At 38.9% G+C, this 12,616-nt stretch carries 11 protein-coding genes and 1 CRISPR repeat array; of the genes, 2 read left to right on the top strand and 9 right to left on the bottom strand.

Annotated elements, in window-relative coordinates; translation table 11 throughout:
* Positions 1–88 precede the first annotated feature (88 nt).
* Complete coding sequence (gene xth, locus LC608_RS05265) at positions 89–871, top strand: exodeoxyribonuclease III (RefSeq protein ID WP_229552516.1); 783 nt, start codon at positions 89–91, stop codon at positions 869–871.
* A gap of 22 nt (positions 872–893) precedes the next feature.
* Positions 894–1,794: direct repeats of the CRISPR family, unit length 37 nt; unit sequence GTTTCAATCCCTAATAGGGATTTTGATTAATTGCAAT.
* Positions 1,795–2,062: 268 nt separating this feature from the next.
* Here xth and cas2 read toward each other — a convergent pair.
* The 5 genes from cas2 to LC608_RS05240 form a co-directional block, all read right to left on the bottom strand.
* The gene (gene cas2, locus LC608_RS05260; RefSeq protein ID WP_229552515.1) at positions 2,063–2,350 is read right to left on the bottom strand and encodes a CRISPR-associated endonuclease Cas2; all 288 of its coding nucleotides are present in this window, start codon (positions 2,348–2,350) and stop codon (positions 2,063–2,065) included.
* Positions 2,351–2,404: 54 nt separating this feature from the next.
* On the bottom strand, positions 2,405–3,409 hold the full coding sequence (gene cas1d, locus LC608_RS05255; RefSeq protein ID WP_229552514.1) for a type I-D CRISPR-associated endonuclease Cas1d: 1,005 nt from the start codon (positions 3,407–3,409) through the stop codon (positions 2,405–2,407).
* Positions 3,410–3,595: 186 nt separating this feature from the next.
* Entirely contained in the window at positions 3,596–4,189 is a 594-nt protein-coding gene (cas4, locus tag LC608_RS05250) for a CRISPR-associated protein Cas4 (RefSeq protein ID WP_229552513.1), read from the bottom strand.
* A gap of 31 nt (positions 4,190–4,220) precedes the next feature.
* Entirely contained in the window at positions 4,221–5,057 is an 837-nt protein-coding gene (gene cas6, locus LC608_RS05245; RefSeq protein ID WP_229552512.1) for a CRISPR-associated endoribonuclease Cas6, read from the bottom strand.
* Entirely contained in the window at positions 5,047–5,667 is a 621-nt protein-coding gene (locus LC608_RS05240; RefSeq protein ID WP_229552511.1) for a 2OG-Fe(II) oxygenase, read from the bottom strand. Before LC608_RS05240 ends, cas6 begins: the two co-directional genes overlap by 11 nt.
* 109 nt (positions 5,668–5,776) lie before the next feature.
* On the opposite strand from LC608_RS05240, the gene LC608_RS05235 reads away from it, so the two are divergent.
* Complete coding sequence (locus LC608_RS05235; RefSeq protein WP_229552510.1) at positions 5,777–6,187, top strand: hypothetical protein; 411 nt, start codon at positions 5,777–5,779, stop codon at positions 6,185–6,187.
* On the opposite strand, the gene cas5d is transcribed toward LC608_RS05235, so the two are convergent.
* The 4 genes from cas5d to LC608_RS05215 form a co-directional block, all read right to left on the bottom strand.
* Positions 6,188–6,895, bottom strand: a complete 708-nt coding sequence (gene cas5d, locus LC608_RS05230) for a type I-D CRISPR-associated protein Cas5/Csc1 (protein WP_229552509.1) — start codon at positions 6,893–6,895, stop codon at positions 6,188–6,190. It lies immediately after the preceding gene.
* A complete protein-coding gene (gene cas7d, locus LC608_RS05225) occupies positions 6,895–7,911 on the bottom strand; it encodes a type I-D CRISPR-associated protein Cas7/Csc2 (protein ID WP_229552508.1) in 1,017 nt (338 codons plus the stop codon). The genes cas5d and cas7d overlap by 1 nt, the downstream gene beginning before the upstream one ends.
* A gap of 65 nt (positions 7,912–7,976) precedes the next feature.
* Positions 7,977–11,444, bottom strand: a complete 3,468-nt coding sequence (gene cas10d / locus LC608_RS05220) for a type I-D CRISPR-associated protein Cas10d/Csc3 (RefSeq protein ID WP_229552507.1) — start codon at positions 11,442–11,444, stop codon at positions 7,977–7,979.
* Between the two features lie 64 nt (positions 11,445–11,508).
* Positions 11,509–12,528 (bottom strand): YhcG family protein, encoded by a 1,020-nt coding sequence (locus LC608_RS05215; protein ID WP_229552506.1) that lies wholly within the window; start codon positions 12,526–12,528, stop codon positions 11,509–11,511.
* Positions 12,529–12,616 lie beyond the last annotated feature (88 nt).

Raw genomic sequence — 12,616 nt, 5'->3', positions numbered from 1 at the left:
GAAAGGGAACAGAAATTATAAATATTAAGTAACTGTACAATAATTACATAATTTGTAATTATTAATTTACAAAAAATTCTGATAACTAATGAAAATCGCTACTTGGAATGTCAACTCAATTCGCACTCGTCTAGAACAGGTTATCGATTGGTTAACTGCCAATCCTGTTGATGTTCTCTGCTTGCAAGAAACCAAAGTTGTGGATGCTGAGTTTCCGCGATCGCCTTTTGAGCAGTTAGGCTATAACCTTTATGTATCAGGACAAAAATCTTATAACGGCGTAGCCATAATTAGCCGCCAGCCACTCGTAGACGTAAGTACAGGGTTTAGGGCGATTTTGCCAGTTTTACACCACGAATGGGATGAGCAAAAGCGGGTGATTACAGGTGTAATTGATGGTATTCGGATTGTTAACTTATATGTTCCCAATGGTGCAGCAGTCGGAACTGAAAAATATGAATACAAATTACGCTGGTTGACAGCGCTACGCGAGTATTTACGATTGTTGGTGCTGTCACAATCTGCAATTTGTGTGTGCGGTGACTTCAACATCGCCCTAGAAGATAAGGATATTCATGAGCAAGTGAGTACAGAAAATCACATTATGGCAACAGAATCAGAGCGCCAAGCCTTACGGGATATTCTGGAATTAGGATTTGCTGATGCTTTTCGCAAGTTCACCACAGAAGGTGGAAATTATAGCTGGTGGGATTATCGCGCCGCCGCCTTCCGTCGCAACTTAGGTTGGCGGATTGACCATCACTATCTCACACCTATTCTGTATGAGCGTGCTACAAGTTGCATTATCGATGTCGCGCCCAGGAAATTAACGCAACCTAGCGACCATACGCCGATAATTGTGGAATTTTGAATGGGGTATTGGGTATCGAGCAAAACAAATCCCTAATAGGGATTTTGATTAATTGCAATCTTTCCATGCTTGCAAAATCCCGTCTAGTTGCTCGTGTTTCAATCCCTAATAGGGATTTTGATTAATTGCAATTTGAGATTTGCGACTGCCGGAGGCACATAGAATAGTGTTTCAATCCCTAATAGGGATTTTGATTAATTGCAATTGTTGCCACTCGTGTAGACTCTTTACACGTTATACGTTTCAATCCCTAATAGGGATTTTGATTAATTGCAATTCGAGATTGTAGGCGGCAACGTCGGTAAAATCGGCGTTTCAATCCCTAATAGGGATTTTGATTAATTGCAATCTGGAACTAGGGGAAGTAGCAACGCAAATCATCAGTTTCAATCCCTAATAGGGATTTTGATTAATTGCAATTCATATGGTTTGTGCCTTTCAATTCATAGAGCAAGTTGTTTCAATCCCTAATAGGGATTTTGATTAATTGCAATGAATTAATGTATTTTTACCACCGCTACCTTTATTGTTTCAATCCCTAATAGGGATTTTGATTAATTGCAATTGGTTTCCATCAATTGCTTTGTTGCTGAAATTCGTGTTTCAATCCCTAATAGGGATTTTGATTAATTGCAATCATTGGTCGATAGAATTAGATGGCAGAATTATCTAGTTTCAATCCCTAATAGGGATTTTGATTAATTGCAATTTCCACAAAGTATCGCAGGAACTCTTGCCATCATGTTTCAATCCCTAATAGGGATTTTGATTAATTGCAATCAGGTGAAGCTGTATTTTCGTGAGAGATATACTGTTTCAATCCCTAATAGGGATTTTGATTAATTGCAATTTGCCAATCTTACCCACTTTACCTGCTGTCATTTCAGTTTCAATCCCTAATAGGGATTTTGATTAATTGCAATAGCGGGAGCCTGAAACCCAAGCTATATTTAGTTTTCAAGGTGCGGTTGCGCGATTCAAGGGCAATCATAGCATTAGACAATTCGTTTGGAAAGAGCGCCAGGAAAATTTAAAGGCTGAAATCGCATTTTGGTAAGCATTTCAGAGGTTGCGCGGATGAGGATTAGGCGACTAATAGGTTGAAAGCCTTACTGGAGTTGGGATAGAAGCATTTTTTTGGGGCTGTGGAATTTGTACACCTACCCTTCCGCGCATTTGAGATGCAGGAACCTAGTCAGAAGAAGACTCAGCAAAGAAAATTGTTTCGTCTCGTGGCTGTTCTCCACCAATACGCTCGACTTTTCTCTGACAACAGCCACAGAGAAAATAAAAGCGCACACTATCGGTGTCGGGTTTAATCAATTTAGATAAACGCGATCGCAGTTTAGCATACTGAGTGGAAGTGATATCGCACTCAAACACACTCAGTTGCATCCATTGTCCGTAAGACTTGAGAACAGAATGGATTTTAGTACGACGCTTATCTTCTGGAATGTCGTAGCTGACAACAATATACATGGGGGGAGTGGGGAGTGGGGAGTAGGGAGTGGGGAGATAAGGGAGAATGGCTAATTACTTGAGAATTAAAGGGGGATATTTATCGATTTCGTTCATGAGGTATTTACTTAATAACCTCGCTTGAATTTCAAAGGATTCTTGGTAGGTGCATTTGTTTCCCATGACTGGATGTTTAAAATTCGATAGTTTCTTTTGTTGGTAGGCGCGAAGAAATGTATGCAGTCCTTCTTTGGTTAAAGTTACAGCACCACTGAGCGGTTCGGTGGTAAAGTCAGTTAGGGTTAGCGATCGCTTGTTAATCAGCGACAACACTACAGCATCCACTATTAAAGGACGAAATTCTTCCATCAAGTCTAAGGCCAGGGAAGGTCTACCATAACGTTCAACGTGTAAGTATCCTAGATAGGGATCAAAGCCAACAATATTTAAAGCACTTTGCACATCATGACGTAGCAATGAATACCCAAAACTCAGTAAAGCATTAACTGGATCGGTTGGTGGGCGGCGGCGTCTGGCTTCAAAGCGAAATTCTGAGGTTTTGATTAGCTGTTGAAAACAACTGAAATAGGCTGCACTACCAGCACCTTCTAAGCCTCTAAGAGAATCAATACTGCTAGTTTTTTCGATTGGTGCGATCGCGTTTTCCAATCGAGTGATGTTATTATTCAGGTCAGTATCAGGATGTTCTCGCTGAGTGCGAAGTAAGCTATGGCGGTAATTTTTCAATTTACCCCGCACAAATCCTCTGACTAAATGTATTGCTGGTTCTGATTCTCCCACAGCTTGCCATTGGGCTTTCCGAACAAAGATATTTTTAGTAGCTTCTGGTTCTAAACGTCCTAAATATCGTCCATTTTGTGTAAGAAATGTTAAACAAATGTGACGTTCTAAAAGTTCACTGACGACGGCGGGAGAAATAGTAGCCCGTCCTAGTACTACAATTCCCTCTATTTTAATTAAAGGGATATCCAAGATTGTTTTTTGTTCAGCTTTGACGGTGAGACGTTCGTCAACTTTGCCGATAAAAGCATCGGCTTGTGTTACGTAAACTGTTCCCATTTTTGATGATTCCTAGTAATAATTGGTGCTGAAGTTTGAAAAGTATTAGGCGAATAGAATTCGCTACTACACAAGCAAAGTCTACTTCCGTGGACTAATAATCAAGGGTTTTCTAACCCACGGAGGTGGGTTTTGTCTCTGTAGCCGCGACTTCCAGTCGCCAGGGCTAGTAATAAATTGGATGATTTAATTTACTTCTTGATAACTTTTGACTTTATCAGTTGCTTTGGGTAAACATTGCGAATAAAGACTGCATCCTTGGCAGCGTTTGCTGTAAACTGGTTTTGGCATTGTTCCTGTCTCTAGAAGATTTGTGACAGATTGAATAGTTGCGATCGCACTTTGCCGTAACTCTGCATTAATCTCTACTAATTGCCGTTGATGGGAGTGGGCATAATAGATATATCCGGTATTAACTGGTTCTCCTGTCATCTCTTCTAAACATAAAGCTTGGGCACAAACTTGCAACTCATCGTTATCCCATTCGCCCTTGCGTCCTCGTTTGTATTCCACTGGATAAACTTGACCAGATTCGGCTTCAATTAAGTCAGATTTGCCGATGAGTTTGTATTGCTCCGACTTTAGCCAAATTGCTCGAATTTGCCAAGTTTCTCCTCGCTGTACATCGCTTGTCGTGTGGACGCGATCGTGTAAAGTTGTACCTTCAATTGTGTATTGATTATCGGTAAACTCCCCTGCACAAAACATCCGCCAACAGCGATGCGGACAATAGGCATATTGATTCAATGCCGCAATTGAAATATATTCGGTTTGGTTCATAACTTAGGTAGTTTTTAAATGATGTTTGAAATTAGGGAGAATACAGCCGTCGCGTCATTCCCATACCCATTGTTGTTTTTCTGCCGACACCAGTATATAAAGCAAAGTCAGCTAAAGCGTTAATTTGCTTAATTTGTATTGGTTCAACTGCCCCTAAAATCTTGTATGTAACTTCGCCAATAATGCCAATAAATTTGCTGCGAGAATCAGCTAATATTTCTGTATGAATATTGACAAATGAAGGAAATATTGACTCGATCGCAATATGATTTAATTCTATACCACTGTATTTATTCCATCGTGAAAGTAGGGAATTGAAAACAGATTCTCTGGTAGGAAGGGTAGTATCATACTGTCCTTGACGGAAGGCGGTAGGCGTGGAAAAGCTAAGGTTAATGGAAGAGTTGCGATCGCTTGCTTCTTCGTATAATTGAGCGTAAGTACTGGCGTTTGCCCAAGGTTGAATAGATTGGGGTGTGCCTTGAATGCTGGTAATATACAAGTCAGCCGGGCCAAGATGCCAAGGGCGATTGGGATTAAGATTTAGCCAAAGTTGAGTAAGTTTGCCAAATAGAGTGTCATCTAATAAAGAGATGCGCCACCAACAAGGAGTTCCGGCGGGAATGGGTTGTTGATGTGAGTATTGCAATTTAGATCCCCCTTTACCACCCTTCAAAAGGGGGGAATTAATTTGTAAGGGAGAGAGGGTGAAAGCTTTATCTGCGGTGGAATCGTGCAAGCGATCGCCTAATGTGCTATCTACAGAACTAACGAGGGTTAAAAATAAGGCGTGGAGATGTCTACCTGTGAGATATTGTGGTGGAATAGGCGATTGAGGTAGCAAATTCAACACTAAACTATGAGGCATACTTTCTCTTTTTGGTTGTAGACTGAGTGATTCTTGACTCTACAGTGAACTCAGGGATTTCCTGGAGTTCAGCATCACTCAAACTATACTGTTCACAAACGAGACTTAGACGATTTCCTGGGGTTTTTACAGCGTTAACCGAATGGGTTAAATCACCTTGAAAATAAACTAAAGTATTGAATTGGGGCTTAATTTGCCCAAGTTGGCGTTTGTGCGATCGCAATACCAGTTCTCCCCCTTCCATATCCGCAGGTACGCGCACATAAAGGACACTGACAACCGCAGGCGGTTCAATGGTTTTGGAGTAGGAACGTAAGGAGCGATCGATATGCGGATCGACGCGGGAGCCTTCTTTTAGCTGTAAAGGATTGAGGTAAAAAGCATTACAACTTGGTTGGAGAGCCAAATCTAGGTAAGGTTTGAAGTAGGGAAACTGCTGTTCCACTTTTGATAATCCAGAACGCTGAAATACTACGGAAAATCCTTTAGTGGCGACAAAATCGCGGTTGAGGTTGTTGATAGCAAAGTAAGGACAAGCTTGGATTTCTCCCCACAAGTTGTTTAGATAATCGCTGGGGAAGGCGTTGGTTTGTTGTTGATAGTGTTTCACTGGGGATAGAGGAGCGATCGCTGAAGGTGGTATCTAAAATTTTAAAGCCTGGCGAGTGATGATAGTAGTATTCTTTTAAGTAAGAAAAACTACATAGCGAGAAAGACCAATGAGAATTGATGATTATAATGCAGCAAAGGCACTAACTGAAAAACTTAAAGAGAACTTACCCATTAAAGCACGAGCAGGGAAGGAGTTTTTGAAGACATTAAAGCAAAAAGGAGTAAACGCCGATCCAGACAGAGAATTTGAAATTGATTTCGTTGGCTATTCAGGAGATGAAGGTGGGATTATGTGCGGACTAAAAGAGCCAAATAATCCCGAAAGTGAAGAAAAATATGTTTCTTCTATTACTCATCTAAAGATTGATCCTAATCATCCTCTAGTTGCTGAAGTGCAGACTTACCAAAGCCAGCGAATACGTAAGTTAATGTTGCAAGATTCTAGAGGTTTTAAAGCCGAGTTAATGACGATAGAGCCTCGAAAAAATAAAAACCGTAGTAAAGGCTTTGGAAAGTAATTAACTCCGAAACCGATATTCTATCCGAACTGGAATTTTTACTCCTTCGTTGTCATCAAATTGATAATATTGACCTCGCATTTGGGCATTTTGAATTAAGCTAACTGGAGGCATATTCACAACGTCATAGCTCATAACTTGATTGGTGAACATGACATCTAAGGGATTTAATGGATGTCTACAAGTGAATATACCTTCAGAGATTTTATGTTTTAGTAATGGTTCAACCGTCACTTCAGCCTTGCTCATCCATTTACCCAAGCGAATCCACTTTGGTAATTTGAGTTCTTTCTGAGAAATAACAAAAAACTCAAATTTGCTTTCTGCTGCTATTTCCTTTGCTCTGCCAAAACTGGGGATATTTTTCTGTGTTTTCTCCATGTCAACGTGGTAGTTGTTGTTAGCATACTTCCAGGTGTTGAGGATGGAAGAATGATTGAGCGATCGCGCCGGAGTTACGTAAATTTGCTGTTGATTGAGTGGCATTAGATGCTCCTCATATTTTGGCACTTGTTCTGGGCAAAAGTAGCGATATGAATGTTCTTCAGCAACGGTAGTAGAATAGATTTTGCTATCAACTAAACCTAGTGCATAACAGAGGGCGTAATTGTGAATTATTGGCTCTGTTTCATACAATCGCCCGATTTCACGAGTCGCGTAATAGAGGCTGTCATGAAGTTCTATTTGACAACGGGAAATAAACACCATTACTCTTTCCCCGCTTTAGCAGTAGTTTTCTTCTTGCTGATATGTTTCTTAGCATAATCCTTAGCTTCTGCATCAGCTTTTTGCAAAATAGCCTGAATACCTTTCTCACTTCCTGTTAAAGTTTTGACTTCATTAATTAGGGATACAAAAGCATCACCAATGAAATCTGTGTGAACAATAAACTCATCAGCCATTAACGCCTCAATAGCATTTTTAGCAGCAGTCATTACATCATCTTCATCTAGTGGATCTGGAGCATTTAGAGTATTATTAAATTTCATTTGGTCATATATTGCCTGAGTCCAACGCAAGTTGCTAGTAATTTCTCCATCAGCAAATACAACCCCAATTAGCTCATTTCTAACACGACCTGTACGAGTGGTTTGCGCTCCATAATGACGAGTTCGCAGAATATTATTAAAAACGTAAAGGAAGCTAGCTTCAGTGGGGTCTTTCAATGTGACAATACTAGGAAAGAAAACTTGCGGTCTAATATGGTCTTGCTGATTAATTCGACTGGTAACTTCACCAGGTTTAGAACCATTTTCACCCTTGGAAGCCATCGTGCCATTTTCATAAGGAGCGTTGAGGGTGAAAGTTTCGTGTGATTCATCAAAAGCTGTAATTGAAAATGCCGTGTCTACCACAACTTTCGATTTTTCAGAACCAGAGTCACCAATAGCGAAACCGTAAATGATGCAATCAGGATTATCCATTGCAAAACTCACGTTGTATTCGCATTCTTCAGCAGTCATCAAGCCATAATTACGTAGCAATTCCCGACCAACTAAACGCTCTGGTGTAGACTGTTTGCGCTTGAACATTGACAAACGGCTAATTGTGGTTTTGTCTTTAACTCCTGCTCTTACCCGTGCTTTATTCAGTTCTGCATCTGTCTGAAATAGAGGATAAGATTCAGTAATGCGAATAGTTAAGAAATGAACATATTTCCCCATTGGTTTGTAAGGAATCTCAGTTTGAAAGAATTTAGGTTCAATCTTTTTTAAAATTGCCATGATTATCTCCAAAGAATTATTCACTACTTGTTTACGTTTCCAGCAAAAATGGTAACGGTAAATCCCTAATCATTCTCGTTATCTATTTCCGCAGATTTTTCATTTTTCCCTGCATTTTCTTTATCATCTTCAAGACGGTAAAGAAACTCACAGGTGTCTCGAATTAAGTTGAGTTGACGACCTGCCAAACGAGCGCGATCACCTGCAAATGCGTTATCAAATACCTCTACTACAAAATACTTGGCAAAATCTAGAACAGCTTGCCGTTCTTCCTCACGTTTGCTCATAATCCAGCGTCCTTCAGCAGTAGAAGAATGAACGCGATCCATGAGTTTAAAAACTTCTGCTGCAACAGCCACAACTAATGTTTCTCCCTGAAACACACTTGACTCAGCTTTGAGTATAGTTTCAGCCGCAATATCAACTGGTTTTAACACAGCATTAGATTTAGGATTATAACGCTTATTAGCTCGGTAAAATCTGCGGTATAAATCTGTTAATTTCTTAGGATGATTCAGACTTGATACTTCTCCCACAATTAATTGCTCCATATTAGTGTCATATTTCACATAAGGGTCAAAACAAGGATAAAAATGATAGGCATAAAGCCGGATTTTTTCAATTCGCGCTGTTTCCGAACCCTGGTTACGCACCCAGCGATTGAGATAAGAAAAGACGTATAGGGGACTGGTTTCAAAATCTTTAGCCAGTTCAGTAAATCTTCCCCAGTTGGCATCGTAACCAGACTTACCTTGTTTAGCATTCACATCTAAATGAATGGCATAAGCGGCAGTAAGCACATTTAAAGGTGCTGGGTATTGGATGCCGTTTTCGTTCCAACCTTCGAGGATGTAGTCAAGACGGAAGCGATCGCGCCTTACTAAAGCACGGAAAGCATGAGGCGCACTATCAAGGAAAACGCTTTCCTCAAATTCAGCACCATCATTAAAAGGTGGAATTGGTGACTCTGAAACCACAGTTTTAACATCTAAAATCATGGGGAAAGCAAACGCTAACCAAGTTGGCATTACCCAAGATTCTGTATCGGTGCTGTCTCTTCCTGGCGGGAGTGCCATGAAATAAAATGTTAAAGGCTGGTCTTCAGGATAGGAAAGCTTAAAGGTGCGATCCTTGTCACGCTGGAGGTTTTCATCAATTAAGAAACTATCTACACTTTGATAGCGATCGCGCCCCAAATTCGCTTGTAAATCCTTACTGATAAAATGATTACGAACGCTGGTATCAAAGCGAGTTTGAGCAATACCATTGTATGCTTTCTGCAAAAACTTATTAGTCTCTGGAGTAAAGTAATAAGTAGGATAAAAGTAGAGATAGCGATATTTACCATCTTCAAACCGCTTACCTACAGCTTGAGTTTGATTCATCAAGATTTGCCTCAGCATCATCTCCACACCTGCAATACTGGAGATATTGCGTTTAGCGTTAGAACCTCCTAACATTTGCTTGTTTGTATAAACTTGAGGCGTAAATAAAACTGCTGATTCCATTTGCTCAGTAACCGTGTAAGCAGAATGAGAAATTGAGCAGATTAATTGTTTCCCTCGCCCTGATTTTTTGGCAGCATTGTAATTATCTAATTCATTTAGGAATGTTTCAACTTGAGCTTTAACAGATGGCTCTTGATTAGTGCCTGGTAACATGACAACTCGTTTTACCCAAAGCCTTAAATCATCCCAACCATCAGGCAATTTATACTGAGAAATTATTGGAGAAATTAAGGTTGTCAAATAGTCAATGACTTGCTGGCAAGCTTCGCGTACATCTTCAATCCCTGGATGATGTTCTAAATATTTAGCCGCCAGATAATACCATTCATAAGGTACTCCTCCAGTATTCCCTTTTAACCTATTTTCTTTGAGACTTTCGTTAATGCGTTGAATTTCTCGAATTTGAGGCAAATATTCTGCTAAATTCCAAAATTCTGCAACTTTGTGAGTTAAATCAAAATCGGGAACTGCTGGCAGCTTTTTATCTTTCTTACGAGCAGAATCAACGCGATTAACTGTCTCTTCCCAAATCTTCCGGCTAACTAAATCACCAAATTCTGCTATTTGGTCAATGCGGATATCATCTTCAAATTTGAAGTCATAATCAGCAGATAAAACATTTTGTTGCTGAAACTTATTCAGATTTTCGCTGCGACTTTTAGCGACAGAGCCTTTATTAGGGTTTAAGATGCGTAACGTAGCATCTAAAGCTACTTTCATCAAGCCTATATCGTCAAAAAATAAGTTATAATATTCGGCATATTTCATGCCTTTGCCATCTCTACCAAATCCTGTTTGTCTGAGGCGTAATTGACCTGCACAAAGCGATTTAATACTGTTAACTACACGGTCTGGTAAATCTTCAGGCGAGATAGCTGGAGCATTGCGCGAGGCTAAGTAAATTACGCCTGTTGGCAGATATAACAAAGGTTCATAGTAGGTATGCTCATCAGTATTGAGACTAGTATGAGCCTGAATTAAAGCATTATTCACCACATTAGTTAAAACACCACGGTTTTCAGCAATGCTGTGATAGGTAAATTTCAACTGTCCATCACTGAGGCTGTGGAGAATTCCATTTAATGTCTGGTGTTCTGCATCTTGAGGATGTTTAATAACTGAGGAAAGTAAATCAGCTAAACAAGTTAAATCAGCAAGACATATCAGGATATAATCATCAATTATTGGATGTAAACCATATTCAGAAACATTGAGATTTGTATCATTTCGACGCTGGGCATTGTAGGCAATAAATAACAAATCATCTCGATATTCTTGCCATGCTGTCGGTTCATCAGGACTAACAAATTTATCAAGACCTAATTCACAGACTATAACATCTATAATTTCGCGGTGGGCATCTATAGATAACTTGCGAATGTCTTGTTCTTTATCTTGTCCAATTGCTTTATAATTGTCTGGCATTTTAGGAAATAGCCGATAATCAAACTTTTCAAAATCATGTAAAATAAACCCAGCAATTAATAACCGTCTTTCTTGTTGTTGAATTACCCTTTTTGCAGTGGTATCAAGTTTATTTAGACAACGTTCTATTAAATTAGCTGGTAGTAACCCATTAAGTAAATGAGTATTTAAAGATTGATCGCCTGCATTTCTTCGATCAAGTTTTTTCGGCTCTTTTATTTTGTTACTTTTTCCTAAATTATTTTTGTGGTAATTCTCTATCTCCTCTTCTCTCTTTTCATCAAAATAATCAAAAAACTTTCCACCTTTGGCTGTAACTCCAACTGCTACCCGTAAAAGATTGGGTAAAACGTTATCACTAAATTCCTGCATAATTAAATCACCGTCATTTTCTGATTTAATTGCATCTTGCAGTAACTTGAGGGTTAAGAGTTCTGCTGTTTGTATTTCGACTTTTAGATTAGATGTTTCTTGAAAGTCAGAATCATCTCCAGACATCCAGTCATCATCTGATAGTTCGGCGGTTGAATCATTTTCTGTTTCTGCTTCTAAAAGTGATAATTGTTGATATTCATCTGATTTCTTACTTTTTTTAGGCATCTTGTTTATTAAATGAAATTAAATAAGATTTGAGTTCTCCAGCATTATCGCTAATCGTCCAGATTCATTCAAATCCTTCTAGCAATCTAGCAACTTGTTCTGGATCTGGAAGCTGATTTTTTAATTCTTGTGGTACTTTAGAAACTATTTGGTAAGTTGCAACACCAATTGGTTTATTAGATTCCTTTAGTGCATATTCAACAATAGTTCTCTGTTTGGATTTACAAAGAATAATGCCAATAGAAGGATTTTCTTCTGGTAGCTTTACCGTATTATCTAAAACAGCTAAATAAAACTGCATTTTGCCAATATATTCAGGTAAAAACTTACCAATTTTTAATTCTATTGCCACCAAACACTTTAAACGGCGATGATATAATAGGATATCTATAAAATATTCTTCATCATCAACTTCTAAACGATATTGGCTACCAATAAAGGCAAATATTCCACCCATTTCTTGTAAGAAAGGTTGAACTTTTGCTAAAATTGACTCTTCTAGCTGTCGTTCGCTGTGTTCATCTGCTAATTCCAAAAAATCAAAAGTATATTCATCTTTAACTGCTAGCTTTAATTGGTTACGTATCTCTGCTGAGATGCTTTGATCAAAATTAGTTTGATTCAGCAGAATTTTTTCATAAGTTTGATTTTCAATTTGGTGAATTAAAACGTTTTTTGTCCAGCCAAACTTCCGAGTCATTCTAATGTAAAATTCTCGTTCTAAGTCATCTTTACATTTTTCTAAAATGACCAAATTGTGAGTCCATCCAATTTCTGCAACCATTGGTTGCAGTTTTTCTTTTTGGCTATATGTGGCGTAAAAGTTCCGCATATTCCAGATATTTCTGGCAGAAAAACCACTAATACCAGGAAACTCTGCTTGTAAGTCTTTTGCTAGCTGTTCTACTACTGATTTACCCCAACTAGCATCCTGTTGTTTGATAACGATCATCTGCCCAATATCCCAATACAGGCTAATCATTTCCCGATTAACTGCCTTTAATGCTTCGTACTGGGCTGAACGAATTCGTTGTTGTACTTCCATAAGTAAATGTGTGTAATCGTCAGAAATGAAATTACTCATAATGACATGACAATATTTCAATCTCGCAAGTCAAAGTTCTTGTTTTCTTCTAGTTCCTGATTTTTGCCAATTAGATACTCAATGATAA

This window comes from Nostoc sp. XA010, assembly GCF_020829625.1.
GTDB lineage: Bacteria > Cyanobacteriota > Cyanobacteriia > Cyanobacteriales > Nostocaceae > Nostoc.
The sequence above is the reverse complement of the archived record's forward strand: the minus strand, read 5'-3'. Positions and strand labels throughout refer to the sequence as shown.

Coding starts and splice junctions, on each gene's coding strand:
- xth (WP_229552516.1), top strand. CDS start 89: ATGAAAATCGCTACTTGGAATGTCAACTCAATTCGCACTCGTCTAGAA.
- cas2 (WP_229552515.1), bottom strand. CDS start 2,350: ATGTATATTGTTGTCAGCTACGACATTCCAGAAGATAAGCGTCGTACT.
- cas1d (WP_229552514.1), bottom strand. CDS start 3,409: ATGGGAACAGTTTACGTAACACAAGCCGATGCTTTTATCGGCAAAGTT.
- cas4 (WP_229552513.1), bottom strand. CDS start 4,189: ATGAACCAAACCGAATATATTTCAATTGCGGCATTGAATCAATATGCC.
- cas6 (WP_229552512.1), bottom strand. CDS start 5,057: ATGCCTCATAGTTTAGTGTTGAATTTGCTACCTCAATCGCCTATTCCA.
- LC608_RS05235 (WP_229552510.1), top strand. CDS start 5,777: ATGAGAATTGATGATTATAATGCAGCAAAGGCACTAACTGAAAAACTT.
- cas5d (WP_229552509.1), bottom strand. CDS start 6,895: ATGGTGTTTATTTCCCGTTGTCAAATAGAACTTCATGACAGCCTCTAT.
- cas7d (WP_229552508.1), bottom strand. CDS start 7,911: ATGGCAATTTTAAAAAAGATTGAACCTAAATTCTTTCAAACTGAGATT.
- cas10d (WP_229552507.1), bottom strand. CDS start 11,444: ATGCCTAAAAAAAGTAAGAAATCAGATGAATATCAACAATTATCACTT.
- LC608_RS05215 (WP_229552506.1), bottom strand. CDS start 12,528: ATGAGTAATTTCATTTCTGACGATTACACACATTTACTTATGGAAGTA.